This is a genomic window from Heyndrickxia sp. FW510-T9, from assembly GCF_058781025.1.
Genome location: NZ_JBYSWK010000001.1, coordinates 230,949 through 256,871 on the forward strand (window position 1 = coordinate 230,949; position 25,923 = coordinate 256,871).

Consider the following 25,923-nt stretch of genomic DNA (forward strand, 5'->3'; position numbering starts at 1 on the left):
ACTAAAATCATATTGAACAGTATTTTCTACTTCAAGTATAATGAGCTTAACTGATTTAGTTCGGAAAAACTGCATTGGAGGAACAATAATTTGAAAAAGAAAAATGAATCCATAAAAATTATTCCCCTCGGAGGAGTAGGGGAAATCGGAAAAAATATGTATGTAATTGAGGTGGATGATGACATATTTGTAATTGATGCTGGACTTATGTTTCCAGAGAATGAAATGCTTGGAATCGACATCGTTATACCTGATACCACCTATTTAGAAGACAATAAGGAGCGAATTAAAGGGATCTTTTTAACACATGGACATGAGGATGCTATTGGAGCTCTTCCATATATGTTAATGAAATTAAATATTCCTGTTTATGGAACAAAATTAACTATTGCATTTGCAAAAGAAAAACTAAAAGATATTAAAGTTAAATCGGAAGTTGTGTTCCATATTATTCAATCGGATACGGTTTTACAATTTGATACGGCAAATATCAGTTTCTTCAAAACAACTCACAGTATACCTGATTCCATCGGTATCTGTATTCATACATCAGAAGGTAAGATTGTTCACACAGGGGATTTTAAGTTTGATCAAAGTGTATCCGAATTTTATCAATCTGATATTGCGGAAATGGCGAAAATCGGTAGCGAAGGGGTGCTTTGTCTTCTTTCAGACAGTGTTGAAGCAGAGCATCCTGGAGTAACAACATCCGAAACTGTCATCGCAAGTGAGATGTCAAACGCTTTTTATTCCGCAAAAGGAAGAATAATTGTTGCAAGCTTTGCATCCAATTTGATTCGTATCCAACAAGTTTTTGATGCGGCTTTCGAAACTGGCAGGAAAATTGCAATTGTAGGAAAAAGTTTAGAACGTGTATATGAAATAGCCTTGTCATTAGGATATTTGAATATAAAAGCTGAGGATTTAGTGATTTCTATCCATGATTTAGAAAAATTTCCCGAAGAAAAGCTAGTAATATTAACAACAGGAAATCAAGGTGAACCGTTTTTTGTATTGCAAAAAATGGCAAAGCGCAACCACAAATATATTAATATTCAAAGAGGAGATACCGTATTTATGACTGCTTCACCATCACCAGGTATGGAGTTGATTATGTCAAAAACGGTAGATATGCTATACCGTGCAGGAGCGGTAGTTTTATCAGAACGGAGAAAAGTTCACGTTACGGGTCATGGATGTCAAGAAGATTTAAAATTAATGCTTAATATCATGAAACCAAAGTACTTTATCCCAGTCCAAGGGGAGTATAGAATGCTAGTCGCCCATTCTAGACTTGCTGAACAAGTAGGTTTAACGAAGGATCGAATTTTCATTCCTGATAAGGGAGAGCTTCTTGAATATAAAAATGGAAAAATGAGCTTAAGTGGGAAGGTACCATCAGGGAATGTGTTAATCGACGGCATCGGTGTTGGAGATGTTGGAAATATCGTCTTAAGAGACCGAAGACTATTATCTCAAGATGGAATATTAATCGTTGTTGTGACACTAAGTAAATACAAAAGAAATATCGCTGCAGGTCCGGAAATTATTTCGCGAGGATTTGTTTATGTCAGAGAGTCTGAACAGCTTATGAATGATTCAACCTCTTTAGTTCGTGAAATTGTTGAAAAAAGTTTGGAAAAAGATGCATTCGATTGGACAAGCATCAAACAAGATATTCGCGATCAATTGAATTATTATTTATTTGAAAAGACGAAAAGAAGACCAATGATTCTACCGATTATTATGGAGATATAATATATTGTGACAAACACCGACTTAAACAATGGTCGGTGTTTTTTATGGCTCTTTTCTTATACTATGTTGCTTTTGTAGACCAAAACAGTGTAGATATTCATATTTAGATTAATAATGAATAACTCTTTCGGTAATGATGACGCGAAACTAAGTCCACATTAGACATAAGAACAATATATGAAAAGCAACACGTTAATATCCAAAAGCAGATTATAACGATATATACGAAAACAGCTTTTTTGAATGAAATACAAGGCAAGAGTGGATACTAATATCATTATGTTTAGATTTTATTGTAAGAAAACAATGATAATGATAAAGGAGTAATCAGATGACGAGAGATTTCCGCATGGAGCAGCCAGAACCTGAAAATGAACAAGAGGAAAGGGAAGGTAAATCAGAAATTGTCGATAAAATACAACAGCTCGGACAAACTAATGTTCCGCAGCTACCTCAAGATAGTAATATCCATTGTTTAACAATAGTTGGTCAAATAGAAGGACATATGCAGCTTCCACCTCAGAACAAAACTACGAAGTACGAACATATTATTCCTCAGCTGGTTGCGATAGAACAGAATACAAAAATAGAAGGATTAGTCATTATATTAAATACAGTTGGGGGGGATGTAGAGGCAGGACTTGCAATTTCGGAAATGATATCATCCTTATCGAAACCAACAGTTTCCATCGTCTTAGGTGGAGGTCATTCTATCGGGGTACCAATCGCAGTTTCAACTGACTATTCTTATATCGCAGAAACTGCAACGATGACGATTCATCCTGTCAGATTAACAGGTCTTGTTATTGGGGTTCCACAGACATTTGAATATCTTGATAAAATGCAAGAACGCGTTATAAGGTTCGTTACGAAACATTCTAAAATTGAAGAAGAAGTATTCAAGGAGCTAATGTTTGCAAAAGGAAATTTGACGCGGGATATTGGTACAAATGTGGTTGGTGCCGATGCAGTGAAATACGGATTAATTAACGAGGTTGGCGGAATTGGCCATGCCTTAAAAAAATTAAATGAATTAATTGAAAGCAGAAAAACAAATCAGCAAGCTAAGGGGCTCATACAATGATACTTTATACTACCGTACCTCAGGAATTAATTTTTCCAACTGACGCAACTGCTTATGAAAAACAGGAAGTCATTTCGTATAATGGAATCCCTATGGTGGTGGAGAAAGTACAAGATGGTAAACGTATTATTCGAATATTAAGCACAAATCCAGCAGACTTTTTGGAAAATAGTATTTTACCTGGGCAAATCATTTCAGGATAATTTTTAATGAAGGGAAATACCTTAAAAAGTACGTGTATGATATAATGAAAAAAAAGGAGAAGCAGCCCATATTTGGCTGCTTTCTTATATATTAAGTAGGGTGATGGAATGGCTAAAACAAAAAGAAGAACTAGAAAGGAAAAACAAATCAAATCGAATATACGTTTTGAACTTATTGGAATGATATTGATAGCATTGGGTATTATTTCAATAATTAAACTAGGTGCGGTAGGGAAAGCACTTGTGCTTTTTTTTCGTTTTTTCCTTGGTGAATGGTATATACTCGCACTAATAGGAATGCTGTGGCTAGCTGGTTACCTTATAATTAAGAGACAATGGCCAGTATTCTGTACCAGACGGCTTATTGGAATATATTTAATAGTTATAAGTATCTTATTACTAGATCATGTGAAACTTTTTGAACTAAGAATACATAATGGGTTAGTAAAAAATGCAAGCGTTATAAATAATACATTAGAACTATACATCCAAGAAGTTAAAGGGGAGGCATCTACACCTGAATTAGGTGGTGGAATGATTGGTGCTATTCTATTTGCGGTTTCATACTTTTTATTTGATTCACTAGGTACAAAAATTTTTTCGATTGTTCTCATATTAATTGGCTTTGTATTGGTGACCGGAAAATCATTAGGACCATTTTTTGAAAAAGTTGGCAGCAAATTGGCTAGTTTTTTAAAAGGACAGTGGAAAGAGTCAAAAGCAGATATAGAATCGTGGAAAAGTAATCGAAAGGAAAAGAAAGAGCGGAAACAAACAACAGAGACCTTAAAACCTGCTAGTGAGGTACCAATAAAGGATCGGGGAGCAGAAACTAAGAAAGAGTCACCACCTATCATTTCTAGTTTTACAGAAAGGGCATATAATCCGGAAGAGATTGATAATGGAAAAAAGCAAGAATCTCATGAATTAATAGAAGAGGATGATATTCCACCGAATATCAACTTTACAGAAGTGGAAAACGAGGATTATCAATTGCCTCCAATTACATTGTTAAAAAGACCTAGAGCAACAGACCAAAGCAGTGAATATGAACTTATACATGCAAACGCTGCAAAATTGGAAAGAACTTTTACTAGTTTTGGTGTAAAAGCGCATGTAACTCAAGTTCATTTAGGTCCAGCCGTAACCAAGTATGAAATTCATCCAGATATCGGAGTCAAGGTGAGTAAAATTGTCAGTCTTAGTGATGATCTTGCACTTGCACTTGCAGCAAAAGATATTCGAATGGAAGCGCCAATTCCTGGAAAATCAGCAATCGGAATAGAAGTACCTAATTCAGAAGTAGCTGTTGTCTCCTTGAGAGAGGTATTGGAAGCAAAGAATAGCGATAACTCCGAAGCGAAATTGCAAATAGCATTAGGTAGAGATATAACTGGTGAAGCGGTTTTGGCAGAGTTAAATAAAATGCCACATTTACTAGTAGCTGGTGCGACAGGTAGTGGGAAAAGTGTATGCATTAACGGGATTATTACAAGTATTTTGATGAGGGCAAAGCCTCATGAAGTAAAACTTATGATGATTGATCCAAAAATGGTAGAGCTCAATGTTTATAATGGTGTGCCACATCTTCTTGCTCCTGTAGTAACGAATGCCAAAAAGGCGTCTCAAGCTTTGAAAAAGGTAGTAAGCGAAATGGAAAGAAGATATGAGTTATTCTCTCATAGCGGAACCCGAAATATTGAAGGATATAATGATCATGTAAAGCGTAATAATCTAGAAACAGGTGAAAAGCAGCCATTATTGCCATATATAGTAGTCATTGTAGATGAGTTAGCAGACTTAATGATGGTTGCTTCAAATGATGTAGAAGATTCCATTACAAGATTAGCTCAAATGGCCCGCGCGGCTGGTATACACCTTATTATTGCAACTCAGCGTCCATCTGTAGATGTTATTACAGGTGTAATAAAGGCAAATATTCCATCTCGGATTGCATTTGCCGTTTCATCTGCAACAGATTCAAGAACGATTTTAGATATGGGTGGTGCTGAAAAACTTCTTGGTCGTGGTGATATGCTATTCCTTCCAGTAGGTGCATCCAAACCAGTTCGTGTACAAGGTGCATTTCTTTCCGATGAAGAAGTGGAGGAAATTGTTGATTTTGTCATTTCTCAACAAAAAGCCCAGTATCAAGAGGAAATGATTCCTGATGAGCTTCCTGAAGTTGCCCAGGAAGTAGAGGATGAATTATATGATGATGCTGTCCAACTAATTGCAGAAATGCAAACTGCATCGGTTTCTATGCTTCAACGTCGTTTTCGAATCGGTTATACGAGAGCTGCCAGATTAATAGATGAAATGGAAAATAGAGGAGTTGTAGGACCATATGAGGGAAGCAAGCCAAGGGCTGTGCTAATCCCGAAACCATCTGAAGAACAATCTTCATAAAAGTTCATTAATAAAATGGAAATGTCATTCTACAATAAATACCCGAAGTATCAGTAAGGGAAAACAAAATGAATGACATTTCTTTTTGGTAATAAAGGAATATTTTGAAAATAATTTATAGAGAGATATTTCGTCACCAGAAACTTCGATATTTTTCGACAAAGTATTAAATTTTTATTTCATATCCGTTTAAAAAATGTTATAGTATTTTCGATTAGTAGGAAAAATAGATCAGAGGTCTGATGTCTTAGGAATGTATGGTGGGGGTTTCATTAAATGTCAGTCAAAGCAGATAATCGTCATTTGTATCTTCAGGTCATTGATTATTTAAAAAAGACAATAAAAAATGGCGTGTACAAAGAAAGAGAAAAGTTGCCTTCTGAATTCGATTTGGCTAAAGAGCTTGGGGTCAGTAGGGCAACACTAAGAGAAGCTCTTCGAATTCTTGAAGAAGAAAACGTTATCACTAGGAGACATGGTGTCGGCACTTTTGTAAATTCAAGACCGTTGTTTTCTTCTGGAATCGAGCAACTTCATAGTGTTACGAATATGATTCGTCAAGCTGGAATGGAACCCGGAACAATTTTCTTAAGTACAACAACTCAATTGCCTACAGAAGAGGATATTCGCCGTCTAAATTGTCAAAAAGAGGATGAAATAGCTATTATCGAAAGGGTCCGTACTGCTAATGGAGAACCTGTTGTCTATTGTATTGATAAGATTCTAGAAGACTTATTTCCATTGGATGTTACAAGTCATGATGGGTCGATATTTGAAACAATCGAAGAATACCGCAATAAAAAAATTACTTATGCTATAACAAATATCGAGCCTATCGGTTATCACGACAAAATTTCTCCAATCTTGGAATGTGAACCTGAAACTTCCCTTTTGGTATTAAAGCAGCTTCATTTTGACGAAGATGACAGGCCAATTCTATTCTCTGTAAATTATTTCAAGGCAGACAAATTTAGTTTCCATGTATTACGAAAAAGAATCTAAATTGTAAATGCTACATTCTACTAAATCACAATAATAGGAGGAACAATAGTGAAAAAGCGTAAATTGGGTATTGCTCTATCGCTAGTATTAGCTGCTGGGACACTTTTAGGTGCTTGTGGGACAAGTACAAAGAATGAAGGTAAAACAGGTAGTAAAGGCAATAACTTCACAGTTGCAATGGTTACAGATACTGGTGGTGTTGATGACAGATCTTTTAACCAATCTGCTTGGGAAGGTTTACAAAAGTTTGGTACTGATAATAACCTTACACAAGGTAAAAATGGGTATAATTATATTCAATCAACAAGTGACGCTGATTATGTAACAAACTTAAATACTGCTGTTAATAATAACTTTAATTTAGTCTATGGAATTGGCTTTAAAATGCAAGATGCCATTGAAAAGGTTTCTAAACAACGACCAAAAACTGAGTTTGCAATTGTGGATAGTGTAGTTAGTGACAGAAATAATGTTGCTTCTATTACATTCAAAGAAAATGAAGGTTCTTTCCTTGTTGGTGTTGTTGCAGGGATGATGACAAAAACAAATAAAATCGGCTTTATCGGTGGAATTGAAAGCGATTTAATTAATAAATTTGCTGCTGGATTCCAAGCCGGTGTTAAAGCTGTTAATCCTAATGCAAAAGTTGACATCCAATGGGCTGGTTCATTTGATGATGCAAGTAAAGGTCAATCCATTGCATCAGCAATGTATAAATCAGGAGCTGATATTATTTATCATGCTGCTGGTAATGTTGGTAAAGGTGTATTTTCAGAAGCAAAAAGTATTAAGAAACAAGATCCTAGCAAAAATGTTTGGGTAATTGGTGTTGACCGTGACCAAAATGACGAAGGGAAAGTTACAGTAAATGGTAAGGATTACAATGTAACTTTAACATCTATGGTTAAACGTGTTGACTTAGCTGTTGAAGATTTATCTAAAAAATCGTTGGATGGTAATTTCCCTGGCGGAAAACTACTTGAATATGGTTTAAAAGACAATGCGGTTGGTATCGCGCCTTCACAAGAAAACCTAACTCAAGATGTTTTAAAAGCTGTTGATGACTGGAAACAAAAAATCATCAATGGTGATGTAAAAGTTCCATTAAAACCAACTAAGTAAAACTGATTCTGGGATTGGCATTTGTCAATCCCAGAAAAAATGTTAACTGAAGGGTGAAAGCAGAATTTTACCTTTCGGTTAGGGTTTTTTCACCTTTCCTAATATCAAACATTTAACGAATAAAAAAATGAAACAAAGAAATAGAAATTTTTAAAAGGAGTGGATGCGGGTGGATTATGTAATAGAAATGCTCAATATTCGAAAAGAATTTCCAGGCATCGTTGCGAATGATAATATCACTTTACAGCTAAAAAAAGGCGAAATTCACGCATTGCTTGGCGAAAATGGTGCTGGGAAATCAACCTTAATGAATGTGTTGTTTGGATTATATCAACCAGAAAAAGGTGAGATTCGTGTCAATGGGAAGCCTGAGAAAATAACGAATCCTAATATTGCGAATGATCTAGGGATAGGAATGGTACATCAACACTTTATGTTAGTGGAGAAATTCACTGTTACAGAAAATATTATTCTTGGCAAAGAACCTAAAGCAGCTGGAGCAATCGATATAAAAAGGGCAGAAAAGGAAGTTAGGGAGATATCGGAAAGGTATAATTTATCTGTTGATCCTCACGCGAAAATTTCCGATATTTCTGTTGGAATGCAGCAAAGGGTCGAAATATTAAAAACGTTATATCGTGGTGCGGATATCATTATTTTCGATGAACCAACTGCCGTCTTAACCCCACAAGAAATTACTGAACTTATCCAGATTATGAAAGCGCTAATTCGAGAAGGAAAGTCGATTATCCTTATCACTCATAAATTAAAAGAAATTATGGAAGTATGTGATCGGGTTACCGTTATCCGCAAAGGAAAAGGAATAGGTACAGTAAATGTGAAAGATACGAACCCTACGGAATTAGCTAATTTAATGGTTGGGCGTGAAGTTGTTTTTAAAACGGAAAAAAAGACATCCAATCCTAAAGAAAAAGTTTTAGAAATAAATGATTTAATTGTAAATGATTCACGTGGCGTACAAGCAGTGAAAGGACTTGATTTGGCAGTAAGAGGTGGAGAAATTGTCGGAATTGCTGGTGTAGACGGTAATGGACAGACCGAACTAATTGAAGCCATAACAGGGTTAAGAAAATCGGAAAGCGGTTCGATTAAATTAAATGGAAAAGAAATACGTTCATTAAAACCGCGAAAAATTACAGAAAGCGGCCTTGGACATATTCCAGAGGATCGTCATAAGCATGGCCTTGTGTTAGATTTTCCAATAGGGGAAAATATGGCGCTACAAACTTATTATCAAAAGCCATTTTCAAAAAACGGGGTACTGAACTTTAAGGAAATATATAAGAAAGCTAAGAAGTTAATTACTGAATTTGATGTGCGAACACCAAGTGAATTTACTCTTGCCAGGTCTTTGTCAGGAGGAAATCAGCAAAAGGCTATTATTGGTCGTGAAGTGGACCGAGATCCAGACCTTTTAATTGCTGCTCAACCGACGCGCGGCTTAGACGTTGGAGCAATTGAATTTGTCCATAAACGATTAATTGAACAGCGTGATAAAGGAAAAGCAGTACTCTTAATTTCTTTTGAATTAGAAGAAATATTAAATGTAAGTGACCGAATTGCGGTTATATATGAAGGAAAGATCGTGGATATTGTAGATCCAAAAGCAACATCAGAACAAGAATTAGGATTATTAATGGCTGGATCGAAACGTACGGGAGAAGGTGAAACACCAAATGTCTAATCGTTATTATAATTTATTAATACCAGTAATCGCGGTTTTACTTGGATTAATCGCAGGAGCTATTATCATGCTTGTAACGGGTTATAATCCGATATCTGGATATGCAGCCTTATGGAATGGAGCATTTGGACAACCATTTTATATTGGCGAGACTTTAAGACAAGCAACTCCATATATACTTGCTGGACTTGCAGTTGCATTTGCATTTCGTACTGGATTATTTAATATCGGAGTGGAAGGACAATTATTAGTTGGTTGGGTTGCTTCTGTATGGGTAGGCTTGGCTTTTGATCTACCGAAAATAATTCATCTGCCACTTGCAATAATCGCTGCAGGGGTAGCTGGTGGAATTTGGGGATTTATCCCTGGGTTTTTAAAAGCTCGTTTACGAGTGCATGAAGTTATTATAACAATTATGATGAATTATATTGCTTTAAATGTAACTAATTATCTTATTCGGAATGTGCTTTCAAAACAAGCAGATAAAACGGCTCAAATACATGAAAGTGCATCTTTACAGTCAGATTTTTTACAGAATATCACTAATTATTCAACACTTCATAATGGTATATATTTGGCGATTATTGCAGCTATCGTTATGTGGTTTATACTTGAAAAGACAACGAAAGGTTTCGAATTAAGGTCTGTTGGTTTTAATCAACATGCATCACAATATGCTGGAATGAATGTGAATCGTAACATTGTCCATTCAATGGTTATCTCAGGTATCTTTGCAGGTATTGCTGGATCGATGGAAGGACTTGGAACATTTGGGTTTGCCTTTTTACACACAGGATTTTCAGGTGTTGGATTTGACGGAATAGCGGTTGCACTTTTAGGTGGCAATACTGCTTTAGGTGTAGTGATTTCTGCGATTCTCTTTGGGGCTTTACGAGTAGGATCTTTAAATATGCCTCAAGAAGCAGGAGTTCCGAATGAACTTGTTGAGATTGTTATAGCATTAATCATTTTCTTTGTTGCTTCAAGTTACATTATTAAATGGGCGATTGCTCGTTTTAAAAGGGAGGCAAAATAAATGAGTTTTATGACTGCTTTAGAAATTATAATTACTTCATCCCTTTTGATGGCTGCCCCCCTTATTTATACTGCATTGGGTGGAGTTTTTTCTGAAAGATCAGGTGTTGTCAATATAGGCTTGGAAGGTTTAATGATAATGGGAGCATTTAGTTCCATTATTTTCAACTTAACATTTGCAAAATCATTCGGTGCTGCCACACCTTGGTTAGGTCTTGTTGTAGCAATGATTGTTGGTGGTGTTTTCGCTCTTATACATGGACTTGCAGCAATCAGCTTTAGAGCTGATCAAACAGTCAGTGGTGTTGCTATTAACTTTTTGGCATTAGGTTTATCCGTATTCCTAGTAAAAATGCTTTATGAAGGAAAAGGACAAACGGATACAATCACGCAAAATTTTAATAAAGTTGATATACCAGTTTTACATCAAATTCCTATTATTGGAAAGCTGTTTTTTAGTGATGTTACTTATCCATCCTATCTTGCAATCATCATTGCGATTATTGTTTGGTATGTGATATACAAAACTCCATTTGGTTTAAGACTTCGCTCAGTAGGGGAACATCCTATGGCAGCAGATACGATGGGGATAAATGTTATTAAAATGCGCTATATCGCTGTGTTTCTATCAGGAGTGTTTGGTGGACTTGGTGGTGCTGTATATGCCCAAACAATAACCCAAGATTTTAGTGCGACAACTATTGCCGGTCAAGGATTCATGGCATTAGCCGCAATGATCTTTGGAAAATGGCATCCCCTTGGTGCAATGGGTGCGGCATTATTCTTCGGTTTTGCCCAAAGCTTAAGTATTGTCGGGGACCAAATTCCATTCCTGCAAGGCATTCCAAGTGTTTACTTGTTAATTGCTCCTTATGTTTTGACCATACTTGCATTAGCGGGATTTGTTGGAAAAGCAGAGGCACCAAAAGCGGATGGTATTCCATATATAAAAGGCCAAAGATAGTTATTGACATTAAAGAAAAAGTCCCGGTTTCCGGGGCTTTTTTTAATGATAAAAAACCAATAAATTTGATGTTATCATGATTTTCTCCAATCCAACTTCTTACCGTGGATAGGTAAATACTTGTAGGACAACATGATAAAAATGTATAGTTAGAATAACTTCATTACAAAATAGTAAAAGAAACCAAAAGGAGGTTTGTATATGTCGGTTGCTAACGAAACAATCATCTCTAAAAACGGATATAATTTACATATTGTGAAAACAAAAAAATATAAGACAAATACCCTAGTTTGGAAAATGAAAGCACCATTAAATGCAGAAACGGTAACTTTAAGGGCACTACTTCCTAATGTATTACAGAGTAGCACTAAACAATATCCAACTACTACTGCCTTACGTTCCTATTTAGATGATCTATATGGTGCTGGTTTCTATGTAGACTTAGCTAAAAAAGGTGAATACCATGTAATGAGCTTTACAGTAGATATTGCTAATGAAAAATTTTTAAAAGATTCCACTCCGCTTCTACAAAAAGGGATAGATTTTCTTTCACAAGTGTTATTAAATCCAAATGCCGAAAATAACTCTTTTCACGATGAAACAGTTGAGAAAGAAAAAAGAACGTTAAAGCAACGTATTCAATCGATATATGACGATAAAATGAGGTATTCAAGTGTAAGGCTTGTGGAAGAAATGTGCAAGGGAGAACCATATGCCTTAGATGCGAATGGATTAAAAGATCAAATAGATCAAATTACGGCGAGATCACTTTATGAATATTATCAACAAGCAATCCAAGAAGATGAGTTGGATTTGTATATTATTGGTGATATTGAGGAAAATCAAGTGGAGACATTTTGCAAACAACTTGATTTTTCCAATCGAATTCCGAAAACCTTGGAAAATAGAAATGCTATTCATGTTGAAAATCCTAAAGAAATTAAAGAAAAACAAGATGTGAAACAAGGAAAATTAAATATTGGTTACCGAACGCATGTGCAATTTGGGGATGATGATTATTTTGCCCTGCAAATGTTTAATGGAATATTCGGTGGATTCTCTCATTCTAAACTGTTTATCAATGTCCGTGAAAAGGCGAGTCTTGCATACTATGCGGCAAGCCGACTTGATAGCCATAAAGGTTTAATAATGGTTATGAGTGGAATTGAAGCTAAAAATTATGAGCAAGCAATTACCATCATCAAAGAGCAGCTTGATTCCATGCGAAATGGTGATTTTTCCGATCAAGAAATCGAACAAACGAAAGCAGTAACAAATAATCAATTACTTGAGACTACGGATACTTCTCGCGGTTTAGTAGAGGTTTTGTATCATAATGTAATTGGCAAGCAAACAATTTCAGTAGATGACTGGTTAGAAAATATCAATAATGTAACAAAAGAGGAAATAATAAATGTTGCTACAAAAATTGAACTAGATACCATTTATTTTTTGACAGGATTGGAGGGACAGGATGATGAAAAATCAAGTATTTGATCAACTAAAAGAAACCTTATATTTTGAAAAGCTAGAGAATGGTTTAGAAGTATATATTTTGCCAAAAGAAGGCTTTAATAAAACCTTCGCGACGTTCACAACAAAGTATGGTTCTGTTGATAATGATTTTATTCCGCTTGATAAAAATGATTACCATCATGTTCCCGACGGTATTGCGCATTTTTTAGAACATAAGCTATTTGAAAAAGAAGATGGTGATGTATTTCAACAATTTAGTAAGCAAGGTGCTTCTGCCAATGCATTTACAACATTTAATCGTACTGCATACTTATTTTCTAGTACGTCAAATGTGGAGAAAAATCTAGAAACGCTAATTGATATGGTACAAAGCCCTTATTTTACCGAAAAGACAGTAGAAAAGGAAAAAGGTATTATCGGGCAAGAAATTACTATGTATGATGATAATCCTGATTGGCGCCTATATTTTGGTGTGATTGAGAATATGTATAAGTACAATCCTGTAAAAATAGATATTGCTGGTACGATTGAATCAATCTCCCATATAACAGATCAGCTTTTATACGAGTGTTATAATACTTTCTATCATCCAAGTAATATGCTGTTGTTTATAGTAGGACCTGTTGATCCCGAAAATATCATGAACCTGGTGCGTGGAAACCAAAATAATAAAGATTATAAAGAACAAGCAGAAATCAAGAGACGCTTTGAAGAAGAGCCATCAGAGGTAGCTGAAAAAAGCAGGGTATTACAAATGAATGTGCAAACTCCAAAATGTTTAGTTGGAGTGAAGGCAAAGAATGCTATACAAACTGGAGCTGAAATGCTCAAAAACGAGCTAACTATTAATGTATTATTAGATATGTTATTTGGTAAAAGCTCTGAGAATTATTATGCTTTATATAATGATGGATTAATCGATGAGACTTTTTCTTATGACTTTACTTTAGAATCAGGTTTTGGCTTTGCAATGATTGGCGGAGATACAGTATCACCGGATGAGCTTGCTGAACGCTTGCAAAAAGTAATGTTGGAAGCAAAAAATGGGGAACATTTAACTGAGGAAGCACTGGATAGAACAAAGAAAAAGAAAATTGGTGGATTTTTAAGACAATTGAATTCTCCGGAATTTATAGCAAATCAATTTACAAGATATTTTTTTAATGAAATGAATTTATTCGAAGTGGTACCAATACTTGAAGATATCACCTTCGCTGATTTGAAAAATGCAGCAAGCGAATTTCTAGAAGAAGACCGCTTTACAGTATGTCAAGTAGTACCAAAAAAATGAAGGTATTAAAACTCGGGGCTTCCTGAGTTTTTTAAGTTCTAAAGGGAGAGAAATGAAAATGAAAAAATATGCTCTCATTACAGGAGCAAGTGGTGGAATTGGAAAAGAGACAGCGATTACATTAGCGAAGAAAGGGTGGAATCTATATCTTCATTATCATCAAAATAAAGCAGGAATCGAGGAAATTATCGATCATGTAAAGTCATATTCTATTGAAATAATCCCTATACAGGCCGACCTTTCATCACACAATGGAGTGGAAAAGGTGTTGGAAAATGTTTTTCATCTTGATGCAATATGTTTTATTAGCGGTATAGCACACTATGGATTGTTTCTGGATACAGCAGATAAGATAATTCAAGATATGTGGAATATTCATGTCCATGGGCCAATGCTATTGACAAGGAAATTGCTTCCGAAATTAATGAGAAATGAAACCTCTCAAATAATTTTTGTCAGTTCAATCTGGGGGCAAACAGGGGCGTCATGTGAGGTAGTTTATTCGACTGTTAAAGGAGCACAAATATCTTTTGTAAAAGCTCTAAGCAAAGAAGTGGCGAGAAGTGGAGTAAGGGTAAATGCCGTCGCACCCGGTGCAGTAAAAACAAATATGCTTGCAAACTTAACAGAAGAAGATCTCCAAGAGATACAAGCAGATATTCCAATAGGAAGAATGGCGGAGCCAAACGAAATTGCAGGAACAATAGCATTTTTATTATCAGAAGAAGCAAGTTATATTACTGGACATGTTCTTGCTATTAACGGCGGTTGGTATACCTAGAAATGAACTATTAGCTTATTGAAATATTGGATAATCTGCTCTTCTTATGCAAATTCGGTACATTTATAGCTTGCTTAAGTAAAAATTGACCTAATAATTTTTTTTCAGAGAGAATGAGCGACTTTTCAAAAAAAATTCCATTATTTTAAGGTATAAGATTTCATACCGGTAGCAAAATAATTTCGAACATATTTGAAGGAGGTTCATGAGATGTCTGTTATAGAAAATTGGGATCAATGGAAAAACTTCTTAGGTGATCGATTAAATCAAGCAAAGACACAAGGAATGTCACAGGAAACAATCAATCAGCTTGCAGGACAAGTTGGAGATTACTTAGCTAGTCAAGTTGACCCAAAGAATGAACAACAAAGAGTATTAGCGGATCTATGGTCTGTTGCCAATGAACAAGAACAACAAGCAATGGCAAATGTTATGGTGAAATTAGTACAGAATAACGGAACTGGGCAATAGCTAAAATGGGAAGAGGGGACTATAGCCCCTCTTTTTCTATGTAAACCTTTAGTATGTTTGTGGTTCCTTGGATGAACCTTTTTACTAGCATTTTCCAAAGGAATCACAAATCTACTTGAACTTCTTTTTCTTCTGTTTAAGATTTTTTTTAATCACATTTTATTGGGAAATAAGGTAGTTTTTCCTTTCATCTTTTACAAAAATCATATATTATATAAGCTAGAAGCCAGAGTATCGTGTTTTCCTATTTAGGAGGTCAATATGGATCGAAAAGAATGGTATTTAGAATATGAAATTAAAATAAACCGACCAGGACTTTTAGGGGATATATCTTCTTTGTTAGGAATGCTATCTATTAATATTATAAGCATTAATGGTGTAGATGAGGGGAAACGTGGGCTTCTTCTATTGGTGAAAAATGAAGAACAAATCGTGAGACTTGAATCTATCTTACAAACAATGGAAACAATAAAAATAACAAAAATTCGCGAACCAAAATTACGAGATAAATTGGCAGTCAGACATGGACGTTATATACAAAGAGACGCTGATGATAAAAAAACATTTCGATTTATTCGTGATGAACTTGGAATATTAGTTGATTTTATGGCAGAATTGTTTAAACAAGAAGGGCATAAGCTAATCGGGATTCGTGGTATGCCGCGTGTTGGAAAGACAGAATCTGTAGTAGCAGCTAGTGTATGTGCAAGCAAAAAGTGGCTCTTTGTCTCTTCTACTTTATTAAAGCAAACAATTCGCAATCAGCTTATTAATGATGAATATAGTGCCAACAATATTTTTATTTTGGATGGAATAGTGTCAACCCATCGTGCAAATGAAAAACATTGGCAACTGGTTAGAGAGATAATGAGGATCCCTGCTGTGAAAGTTATTGAACACCCAGATATTTTTGTGCAAAATTCTGAGTATTCACTAGAAGATTTTGATTATATTATCGAACTGCGAGACAACCCTGAACAGGAAATTACATATGAAGTAATTCAAAAAAATAATTTATTGAATAATGATGGCTTCGGTGGGTTTGATTATTAAAGAAGAAAGAATACATAAATAAATACAGTTTTAAAATGAGATTGGCGGTGCTATTGTTGACGGAATTAGGAAGTCGGTTGAAGGAAGCAAGAAAAGCTAAAGGTTTGAGTTTAGATGACTTACAGGAAATCACAAAAATTCAAAAGCGATATTTAAGAGGTATTGAAGAAGGAAACTATGATAGTATTCCGGGAAAATTTTATGTTCGTGCTTTTATTAAACAATATGCAGAAGCTATAGGGCTTGAATCTGACCGGATTTTTGAAGAATTTAAAAACGATGTTCCAGTTACACATAATCAGGATATTACAGAACAAATATCCAGAGTCCAATCAAGAAGTACTGTATCAGAAGGCACCTCAATAGTATTTAGCGTCTTGCCGACAATTCTTGTAGTGGTTTTTGTTGTTGCATTTGTATTTTTAATATGGATTGTGGTGCAAAAGTACTCCGGAAGTGGTCAAGCTGATAAGCAAAACAATTCGAATAGCTCGCAAGTTAGAGTGAATGAGTCAGGTAAATCAAGCAAGACAAATTCAAACAATAATAATATTGATAATAACCAAACAAATCCTAATGAAGAAACTAATTCCGACTCCAAAAATGATGATTCTACCAATACAGAGGAAAAAGCTGAGCCTGTTCAAAAATTAAAAGTTGTCAGTTCTAGTGGAAAAAATTCAACTTTCAAGTTATCCAATACTGATAAGTTTAACTTAACGATTTCATCATCAGGAAAAACGTGGATTTTAGTTAATAATGGAAAAGGAAAAACTTATTATCAGGGTACTCTGAACAAAGGAGATAATCAATCTTTAGATTTTACACAGGAAGACCAAGCTTTTATCATAATTGGGAATGTGCCAGATACTGAAATATTAGTTAATGATCAAAAATTAGAGTATGCATCACAGTTAAATACACAAAACATTACAATTCAATTTGAGCAGTTAAAAACTGAATAGTCATCAATTGATGACTATTTTTAGGTTTAGAACTTATTGGTAAACATAGAAATAACTAGTGTGCAAGGATAGCATCCCTTGCCACTCTTGTAAAAACACAATGTGATCTTTATTTATATCTCAGACAGAACAATTTAATGGAGGAAGTACCTTGAATTTACCTAATAAAATTACACTATTACGTATATGTTTAATTCCTATTTTTATTATTATTATGGTAGCACCGTTACCATGGGGGAATGTCGAGTTATTAAATATTAGCTTACCTGCTACCCACTTAATAGGAGCTATTATTTTTATTATTGCTTCTATTACAGATTGGTTCGACGGACATCTTGCAAGAAAATATAACCTTGTTACAAATCTCGGGAAATTCCTAGATCCACTTGCAGATAAATTACTTGTTTCATCAGCGCTTATTATTTTGGTAGAAATAGGTTCTGTTCCTTCTTGGATAGTAATCGTTATCATTAGTAGAGAATTTGCTATTACAGGATTAAGGGCAATATTAGCAGGAGAAGGTGAGATAGTTGCTGCGGCTATGCCAGGGAAAATAAAAATGTGGGCGCAAACAATAGCGATTGCTGCGTTGTTGTTACATAACTTTCCGTTTGAAGCAATTCATATTCCGTTTGCTACCATTTCGTTATGGGTTGCAATGATATTTACAGTTTACTCAGGCTGGGATTATATATATAAGAACCGTTCTATTTTTACAAACTCTAAGTAAGGCTCTTTTCTTAAACATTGTAGTATTTGTAATCTTAAATCTCTAAATTATTTCATTCAGCTTTAGAATGGGTAATACTACTAAAAAAATGTCACGAAACTAATACTTATTAGAAATTAAATTAGGTTCGAAAAGCAATAGGTTAAAATCGGCTTTTGGATTTTAACAATTTATACGTATTCAACCCCAAGTAAAAAGGAGGTATTTCTTAAATGAATGCTGAAATTATTGCTGTCGGATCCGAACTTTTATTGGGACAAATCGTAAATACCAATGCTAAATTTCTTTCCACTGCATTAGCTGAACTAGGAGTAAATGTTTACTATCATACGGTAGTTGGCGATAACCCTAAAAGATTAAAGAGTGCTATTGAGATTGCAGAAAATAGAGCGGATTTAATCATTTTTACAGGTGGATTAGGACCGACGAAGGATGATCTTACGAAGGAAACTATTTCCGCACATATAGGGAAGTGCCTTGTAACTGATCAAGTTGCGCTAACTTCAATTGAAGCATATTTTCTAAAAGTGAAGCGGGAGATGACTGAAAATAATAAAAAACAAGCGTTAATTCTTGATGGAGCATTAGTGTTACCAAATAATTTTGGGATGGCACCAGGAATGTTCATCAAAAACGGATCCCATTGTTACATGCTTCTTCCTGGACCCCCATTTGAAATGGAGCCAATGTTTGATAAATATGGAAGATCAGCTATCCTTGAGCAAATGGACACAATTGAACATATTGAATCACGGGTGATGCGTTTTTTTGGAATTGGTGAAGCCCAGTTAGAGACCGAAATAGAAAGCATTATAACAAATCAATCAAATCCAACGGTTGCGCCGTATGCCTCTGATGGTGAAGTAACACTAAGGATTACTGCTAAACATAAGTCCAGATCCGAGGCAGTAAAAATGATTGATAAGACAGAACATGCAATTTGGGAGCAAGTTGGTGAATATTGTTATGGTTATGACAAAACGACACTCATGAACGAGCTTGTAAAAAGATTGCTAAGTACGGGACTTACAATAGCAAGTGCAGAAAGCCTTACAGCTGGAATGTTTTCATCGGATATGGCATCAATTTCTGGTGTTAGCTCTATTTTTAAAGGTGGGATTGTATGCTATTCCAATGAGGCGAAGCAGAAATTAGTGAATATAAAACAGGATACAATAGAAAAGCACGGATCTGTTAGTAAGGAGTGTGCAGCTGAACTTGCAGAAAATATTCGAACTTTACTAGATTCAGATATTGGAATAAGTTTCACCGGTGTTGCAGGACCAGACTCGTTAGAAGGGAAAGATCCAGGCACGATTTGGATTGGAATTTCGATTAAAAACAATCCGCCCAAAACATATTTACTAAATCTTGCTAGTAACCGGAACAGCAACAGGCTTCGTAGTGTGAAATATGGATGTTATTACTTGCTACGAGAGATAGATTTGATAATTCCAAGGTGATATTTTTTTTTATTTCAAAAAACTCATTTTAAACAAAGTTTATTAATAAAAAAAGCATTTTCTATATAGTAAATGCTTTTTTTATTGCTCTTTATAAGTGAAAAACAATCGAATAGATGTTCGATATTTTACTTGGCAAAATGCCTAAAAACAGTTATAGTAAGGATAAGGTATTAAATTAATAGAATACATGGTGAATGAGGAGGAAATATTTGTGAGCGATCGACAAGCAGCCTTAGATATGGCTCTTAAACAAATAGAGAAACAGTTTGGTAAAGGGTCTATTATGAAACTTGGTGAACAAACGGATAGAAAGATTTCTACTGTACCAAGTGGATCACTTGCTCTTGATGTTGCATTAGGTGTAGGTGGTTATCCTAGAGGACGTGTTATTGAAATTTATGGTCCAGAAAGTTCTGGTAAAACAACCGTTGCTCTTCATGCGATAGCAGAAGTACAAGCATCTGGCGGTCAAGCAGCATTTATCGACGCCGAACATGCGCTTGATCCAGTATACGCACATAAATTAGGTGTTAATATTGATGAATTGCTATTATCTCAACCTGATACTGGGGAACAGGCATTAGAAATCGCAGAAGCACTTGTACGAAGTGGTGCCATTGATATTATTGTTATCGATTCCGTTGCAGCTCTTGTACCAAAAGCAGAAATCGAAGGGGAAATGGGTGATTCCCATGTCGGTTTACAGGCTCGTTTAATGTCTCAAGCCCTACGCAAGCTATCAGGAGCTATTAATAAGTCAAAAACAATCGCAATCTTTATTAACCAAATCAGGGAAAAAGTTGGTGTGATGTTTGGAAACCCGGAAACAACTCCTGGTGGACGTGCACTAAAATTCTATTCCTCAGTTCGTCTTGAAGTTCGTCGTGCGGAACAGCTAAAACAAGGAAATGATATCGTCGGAAACAAAACTAAAATTAAAGTAGTAAAAAATAAAGTGGCTCCACCATTCCGTGTAGCTGAAGTTGATATCATGTATGGTGAGGGAATATCAAGAGAAGGCGAAATTATTGATATGGGCTCTGAGTTAGATATTGTACAAAAGAGCGGAGCTTGGTATTCGTATGACGATGAACGACTAGGGCAAGGTCGTGAAAATGCTAAGCTATTTTTGAAAGAAAATCCAAAGGTTCGCGACGAGGTAATGTTTAAAATCCGTGATCATTATAGTTTAGATGAAGAAAAAGAAGCACCAGTTGATGAATCACAAGAAGAATTTGAATTAGAATAAACGAAAAGAGCATGGCCATGGTAATAATTGGCTTTGCTCTTTTTCTTATTTATTATTCTTTGTACCATAAAATGTAATCACTTTCGGCAAACCCTTGACAATAAATATTCACAACTATAAAATTAATATGTATAATTTTTTTTAAAAATGATATTTTTTGAAGCCTAAGTGCTGTATATTGAAACCTTTGTAACAATGTTGCAGCCGACATGTTTGAGACATGATACAAGTTCATAGCAAGGGGAGGTGAAAAGATGCCACCAGTATTAGCAATCATCTCCATTTTGCTTGGCCTAATCGTTGGTGTAGTTGTTGGCTATTTTGTTCGTAAGTCTTTTGCAGAAGCGAGAATAACAGGAGCTAAAAATGCCGCAGAGCAGATTATAGAAGATGCAAAGCGTCAAGCGGAAGCCTTGAAAAAAGAGGCACTGTTAGAAGCAAAGGATGAAAATCATAAACTTCGTACTGATATTGAACGTGAACTTCGTGAACGAAGAAATGAATTGCAAAAACAAGAAAATCGATTATTGCAAAAGGAGGAGAACCTCGATCGTAAAGATGAATCACTCGATAAGCGTGAAGCAACTCTAGAAAAGAAAGAGGATTCTCTGAATCAAAGACAACAACATATTGAAGAGATGGAAAGCAAAGTGGACGAGATGGTACAAACACAAAAAGCAGAACTAGAACGTATCTCTGGTCTAACCCGTGACGAAGCGAAGGCGATTATTATTAAGAGAGTGGAAGATGAACTCTCACACGAAGTAGCCATTATGGTGAAAGAAAGTGAAAATCGCGCAAAAGAAGAAGCGGATAAAAAGGCTAAGAGCATTCTCTCTCTTGCAATTCAGAGGTGTGCTGCTGAACATGTTGCAGAGACAACAGTATCAGTAGTCAATCTTCCAAACGATGAGATGAAAGGTAGAATTATCGGCCGTGAAGGACGTAATATTCGTACATTAGAGACATTGACTGGAATTGATCTGATTATAGATGATACTCCTGAAGCTGTTATTCTTTCAGGATTTGATCCAATTCGAAGAGAAACTGCAAGAATTGCACTTGAGAAGCTAGTTCAGGATGGAAGAATTCATCCTGCACGTATTGAAGAAATGGTCGACAAAGCAAGACGTGAAGTGGATGAACATATTCGTGAGATTGGTGAACAAACAACTTTTGAGGTTGACGTTCATGGACTCCATCCGGATTTAATTAAAATCCTAGGTCGGATGAAGTTCCGTACAAGTTACGGACAAAATGTATTAAAGCATTCGATGGAGGTTGCCCATCTTTCAGGCATGCTTGCCGCGGAATTGGGTGAGGATGAAAGGCTTGCTCGTCGCGCTGGATTATTACATGATATTGGAAAAGCTGTCGATCATGAAGTAGAAGGTAGCCACGTAGAAATTGGTGTTGAATTAGCGACTAAGTATAAAGAACACCCTGTCGTTATTAACAGTATTGCTTCCCATCATGGAGATACTGAACCTACATCCATTATTTCTGTCTTGGTTGCAGCTGCAGATGCACTCTCAGCAGCACGTCCTGGTGCTCGGAGTGAAACGCTTGAGAACTATATTCGCCGACTTGAAAAGTTGGAAGAAATTTCCGAATCGTATGAAGGCGTTGAAAAATCCTTCGCTATTCAAGCTGGAAGAGAAGTTCGTATTATCGTAAAACCAGAGCAAATTAATGATTTAGAAGCTCATCGATTAGCGCGGGATATAAGAAAACGCATTGAGGGTGAGCTTGATTATCCTGGCCATATTAAAGTAACGGTCATTCGCGAAACTAGAGCCGTAGAATATGCCAAATAAAATAAATAAAAATTATTTTAAGGGAGCGGTGTAAACACACCGCTTTCATTTATTTTTACATAAGGTTTAATGGATTCTTTTGTTTTAAGACTGAAATCATATAAAATAAATATTGCAAGAGATCTTGTAGAGTAGAAAGGGATAATAATGAAAATATTGTTTATTGGAGACGTAGTCGGTTCGTCTGGTCGCGATATGATAGTAGAATATTTACCGAAACTTAAAGCGAAATTTCGCCCACAGTTTTCGATAATTAATGGTGAAAACGCGGCAGGTGGGAAAGGGATAACAGAAAAAATTTATCGTCAATTTTTAGAAAAGGGTGCCAATGTTGTTACTTTAGGGAATCATGCATGGGATAATAAAGAGATCTTTGAATTTATTGACGATGCAAAATATATGGTAAGGCCAGCAAATTTTCCAGAAGGTACACCTGGGAAAGGTCTTATTTTTGTAAATATAAATGGCATTGAAATCGCTGTTATTAATTTACAAGGAAGAACATTTTTGCCACCTTTAGATGATCCATTCAGGAAAGCCGATGAACTTATTAAAATTGCCAAAACAAAAACAAACATCATCTTTGTAGATTTCCATGCGGAAGCTACAAGTGAAAAGCAAGCAATGGGATGGTATTTGGATGGGAGAGTTTCTGCGGTAGTCGGCACACATACACATGTTCAAACAGCAGATAATCGAATCCTGCCAAATGGGACAGCGTATATTACCGATGTTGGTATGACCGGTCCATATGACGGTATATTAGGTATGGATAGAGAAGTCGTGTTAAAAAGATTTCTTACAAGCCTTCCTGTTCGTTTTGAGGTGCCTAAAACTGGTCGAAATCAACTATGTGCATGTTTGATTGAAATAGATGCAAAAACAGGTCTTTCCAAGAAAATCGACACCATCTTAATTAATGATGATCACCCATTTATGGATTAATTATCTGCGTCTAGCTTCAGGTAAAATTAAACTTCAAATTTTACTCGGTAAAATTAAATTTCAAATTTTACTCGGTGAAATTTGAAGTGCTAATTTCAATAGCTCGTGAACTACCTCAGCACGGTTTCCTTTAGCTCAGTCGAAGACTACGAAATCCATACGCTAGAGCTGCTGCGCTTACACTTTTGTTTTTTCTCTCCTCTTTTTTAGGGCAAGCCGGAATACAATCGGTTTCTGTTGAATATAGTAGCAATGGAATGATTATACCAGAATGGTTCACTCTGAATGGGCATTCGGTACCCGTATATAACAAGGAGGAGAAGAAATGGAGATATTAAAAGTTTCAGCAAAATCCAATCCTAATTCTGTAGCTGGTGCACTTGCCGGTGTTCTTCGTGAAAGAGGTGGAGCGGAAATTCAAGCTATCGGCGCAGGAGCATTAAACCAAGCAGTAAAGGCAGTTGCAATTGCGAGGGGCTTCGTTGCACCTAGCGGAGTTGATTTAATTTGTATACCGGCTTTTACCGATATTCAAATTGAAGGGGAAGAAAGAACGGCAATAAAGTTAATTGTGGAACCAAGATAAAAGATTATTGTTTAGTATTTATAAAAAGAAATATTAACCTGATTGTTTAAATAACAATCAGGTTTATTTTTGCTCTAAATGAAATGGGGATGCCACTAATTGTTTGTGAGTAATTATCAACAATACTCCCAAGCTATTGTATTCATTATAAAAAGGCTTTATACTAAAATAATGTGTATATTAGTATTTATTATTGGGAACCTCAGATAATTTAAGATAAAATAGATGGCATCTAAGTAAAGCTTAGGTATAGGAAGGAGATAATTATGAACGAGAAACAACGTTTGGAAAGTCAACAAGTTAGTACAGCTAATCCAGCGGACAAAAAATCCGAAAAGGATTACAGCAAGTACTTTCAATCTGTATATATCCCGCCAAATTTAAAAGAAGCTAGAAAACGTGGGAGAGAAGAAGTTAAATATCATAATGATTTCCAAATCGATGAAGAGTTTCTTGGAATGGGAAATGGCCGGAAATTCTATATTCGCACATATGGCTGCCAAATGAATGAACATGATACAGAAGTAATGGCCGGTATCTTTATGCAGCTTGGTTTTGAACCAACTGACACTGTAGAAGATGCAAATGTTATTTTGTTAAATACTTGTGCTATCAGAGAAAATGCTGAAAACAAAGTATTTGGTGAAATTGGACATTTAAAGCCACTAAAGCTTGAAAAGCCAGATTTATTAATTGGTGTTTGCGGATGTATGTCTCAAGAAGAATCAGTAGTGAATAAGATTTTAGAGAAACATCATCATGTTGACATGATATTTGGAACACATAATATTCATCGCCTACCAAATATATTAAAAGAAGCATATATGTCGAAGGCAATGGTTATTGAAGTATGGTCTAAGGAAGGCGACGTTATTGAAAACCTTCCTAAAGTTCGAAGAGGAAGTATTAAGGCATGGGTGAATATTATGTACGGATGTGATAAGTTCTGTACGTATTGTATCGTTCCATACACTCGTGGAAAAGAAAGAAGTCGCCGTCCTGAAGAAATCATTCAAGAAGTTAGACATCTTGCGTCACAAGGATATCAAGAAATTACCCTGCTAGGACAAAATGTTAATGCATACGGAAAAGATTTTGAGGATATCCAATATGGCCTTGGTGATCTAATGGATGATATTCGTAAAATAGATATCCCGCGAATCCGTTTTACGACAAGTCATCCACGTGATTTCGATGATCGTTTAATTGAGGTACTAGCGAAAAAAGGGAACTTAGTGGAACATATTCATCTTCCTGTCCAATCTGGTTCAAGTGATATTTTAAAAATCATGGGACGGAAATATACAAGGGAACGTTATTTGGAATTAGTAGGAAAAATAAAAAAAGCAATGCCAGATGTTGCTCTTTCAACGGATATCATCGTTGGTTTTCCAAACGAAACAGACGAACAGTTTGAAGAAACAATGTCACTGTATCGTGAAGTAGGTTTTGAAATGGCCTATACATTCATTTATTCACCACGTGAAGGAACGCCGGCTGCAAAAATGCAAGATAATATCCCAATGGAAGTGAAGAAACAACGTCTGCAACGCTTAAATGAAGTCGTAAATGGACTATCTCGTGAAGCCTTATTAAAATATGAAGGGCAAACAGTAGAAGTTCTTGTAGAAGGGGAAAGCAAAAATAATCCAGAAGTTTTAGCAGGTTATACAAGAAAAAATAAACTTGTAAACTTCAAAGCACCTAAATCTGCGATAGGCAAACTTGTCCAGGTGAAAATTACTGAAGCGAAAACATGGTCTTTAAATGGAGAAATGCTGGAAGAACTAGAAGTTGTCGAGGTGAAATAA

At 35.6% G+C, this 25,923-nt stretch carries 22 protein-coding genes; all 22 read left to right on the forward strand.

The window, feature by feature from the left end; all coding sequences use genetic code 11:
- Positions 1–90 precede the first annotated feature (90 nt).
- Complete coding sequence (locus tag AC3WJF_RS01140) at positions 91–1,758, forward strand: ribonuclease J (protein WP_492449248.1); 1,668 nt, start codon at positions 91–93, stop codon at positions 1,756–1,758.
- A 349-nt stretch (positions 1,759–2,107) separates the two neighbouring features.
- Positions 2,108–2,842, forward strand: a complete 735-nt coding sequence (locus tag AC3WJF_RS01145) for a ClpP family protease (RefSeq protein ID WP_492449294.1) — start codon at positions 2,108–2,110, stop codon at positions 2,840–2,842.
- Positions 2,839–3,045, forward strand: coding sequence for a YlzJ-like family protein (locus AC3WJF_RS01150; RefSeq protein WP_492449249.1), 207 nt, complete (start codon positions 2,839–2,841; stop codon positions 3,043–3,045). The genes AC3WJF_RS01145 and AC3WJF_RS01150 overlap by 4 nt, the downstream gene beginning before the upstream one ends.
- 108 nt (positions 3,046–3,153) lie before the next feature.
- On the forward strand, positions 3,154–5,454 hold the full coding sequence (locus AC3WJF_RS01155) for an FtsK/SpoIIIE family DNA translocase (protein ID WP_492449250.1): 2,301 nt from the start codon (positions 3,154–3,156) through the stop codon (positions 5,452–5,454).
- A 276-nt stretch (positions 5,455–5,730) separates the two neighbouring features.
- Positions 5,731–6,456, forward strand: coding sequence for a GntR family transcriptional regulator (locus AC3WJF_RS01160; protein ID WP_492449251.1), 726 nt, complete (start codon positions 5,731–5,733; stop codon positions 6,454–6,456).
- Between the two features lie 48 nt (positions 6,457–6,504).
- A complete protein-coding gene (locus AC3WJF_RS01165) occupies positions 6,505–7,578 on the forward strand; it encodes a BMP family lipoprotein (protein WP_492449252.1) in 1,074 nt (357 codons plus the stop codon).
- Between the two features lie 169 nt (positions 7,579–7,747).
- Positions 7,748–9,283, forward strand: a complete 1,536-nt coding sequence (locus AC3WJF_RS01170; RefSeq protein WP_492449253.1) for an ABC transporter ATP-binding protein — start codon at positions 7,748–7,750, stop codon at positions 9,281–9,283.
- The gene (locus tag AC3WJF_RS01175) at positions 9,276–10,319 is read left to right on the forward strand and encodes an ABC transporter permease (RefSeq protein ID WP_492449254.1); all 1,044 of its coding nucleotides are present in this window, start codon (positions 9,276–9,278) and stop codon (positions 10,317–10,319) included. The genes AC3WJF_RS01170 and AC3WJF_RS01175 overlap by 8 nt, the downstream gene beginning before the upstream one ends.
- A complete protein-coding gene (locus AC3WJF_RS01180; RefSeq protein WP_492449255.1) occupies positions 10,320–11,282 on the forward strand; it encodes an ABC transporter permease in 963 nt (320 codons plus the stop codon). It abuts the gene before it with no gap.
- Positions 11,283–11,483: 201 nt separating this feature from the next.
- A complete protein-coding gene (yfmF, locus tag AC3WJF_RS01185; protein ID WP_492449256.1) occupies positions 11,484–12,779 on the forward strand; it encodes an EF-P 5-aminopentanol modification-associated protein YfmF in 1,296 nt (431 codons plus the stop codon).
- Positions 12,760–14,049 (forward strand): EF-P 5-aminopentanol modification-associated protein YfmH, encoded by a 1,290-nt coding sequence (gene yfmH / locus AC3WJF_RS01190; RefSeq protein ID WP_492449295.1) that lies wholly within the window; start codon positions 12,760–12,762, stop codon positions 14,047–14,049. Before yfmF ends, yfmH begins: the two co-directional genes overlap by 20 nt.
- A 58-nt stretch (positions 14,050–14,107) precedes the next feature.
- The gene (gene ymfI / locus AC3WJF_RS01195; RefSeq protein WP_492449257.1) at positions 14,108–14,830 is read left to right on the forward strand and encodes an elongation factor P 5-aminopentanone reductase; all 723 of its coding nucleotides are present in this window, start codon (positions 14,108–14,110) and stop codon (positions 14,828–14,830) included.
- Positions 14,831–15,040: 210 nt separating this feature from the next.
- A complete protein-coding gene (locus AC3WJF_RS01200; RefSeq protein ID WP_492449258.1) occupies positions 15,041–15,301 on the forward strand; it encodes a DUF3243 domain-containing protein in 261 nt (86 codons plus the stop codon).
- Between the two features lie 261 nt (positions 15,302–15,562).
- Positions 15,563–16,354 carry a DUF3388 domain-containing protein gene (locus AC3WJF_RS01205; protein WP_492449259.1) on the forward strand — a complete coding sequence of 264 codons (792 nt, stop codon included), beginning with the start codon at positions 15,563–15,565 and terminating at the stop codon, positions 16,352–16,354.
- A 77-nt stretch (positions 16,355–16,431) separates the two neighbouring features.
- Positions 16,432–17,319 carry a helix-turn-helix domain-containing protein gene (locus tag AC3WJF_RS01210; protein WP_492449260.1) on the forward strand — a complete coding sequence of 296 codons (888 nt, stop codon included), beginning with the start codon at positions 16,432–16,434 and terminating at the stop codon, positions 17,317–17,319.
- Between the two features lie 151 nt (positions 17,320–17,470).
- On the forward strand, positions 17,471–18,049 hold the full coding sequence (gene pgsA / locus AC3WJF_RS01215; RefSeq protein ID WP_492449261.1) for a CDP-diacylglycerol--glycerol-3-phosphate 3-phosphatidyltransferase: 579 nt from the start codon (positions 17,471–17,473) through the stop codon (positions 18,047–18,049).
- 212 nt (positions 18,050–18,261) lie between these two features.
- A complete protein-coding gene (locus tag AC3WJF_RS01220) occupies positions 18,262–19,512 on the forward strand; it encodes a competence/damage-inducible protein A (protein ID WP_492449262.1) in 1,251 nt (416 codons plus the stop codon).
- A gap of 214 nt (positions 19,513–19,726) precedes the next feature.
- Positions 19,727–20,764 (forward strand): recombinase RecA, encoded by a 1,038-nt coding sequence (recA, locus tag AC3WJF_RS01225; RefSeq protein ID WP_492449263.1) that lies wholly within the window; start codon positions 19,727–19,729, stop codon positions 20,762–20,764.
- 254 nt (positions 20,765–21,018) lie between these two features.
- Complete coding sequence (rny, locus tag AC3WJF_RS01230; RefSeq protein ID WP_492449264.1) at positions 21,019–22,581, forward strand: ribonuclease Y; 1,563 nt, start codon at positions 21,019–21,021, stop codon at positions 22,579–22,581.
- A gap of 147 nt (positions 22,582–22,728) precedes the next feature.
- A complete protein-coding gene (locus AC3WJF_RS01235; protein WP_492449265.1) occupies positions 22,729–23,526 on the forward strand; it encodes a TIGR00282 family metallophosphoesterase in 798 nt (265 codons plus the stop codon).
- Positions 23,527–23,851: 325 nt separating this feature from the next.
- Positions 23,852–24,112 (forward strand): stage V sporulation protein SpoVS, encoded by a 261-nt coding sequence (gene spoVS, locus AC3WJF_RS01240; RefSeq protein WP_055740338.1) that lies wholly within the window; start codon positions 23,852–23,854, stop codon positions 24,110–24,112.
- Positions 24,113–24,378: 266 nt separating this feature from the next.
- Positions 24,379–25,923: a tRNA (N6-isopentenyl adenosine(37)-C2)-methylthiotransferase MiaB gene (gene miaB / locus AC3WJF_RS01245; RefSeq protein WP_492449266.1), complete on the forward strand. Its 1,545-nt coding sequence runs from the start codon at positions 24,379–24,381 to the stop codon at positions 25,921–25,923.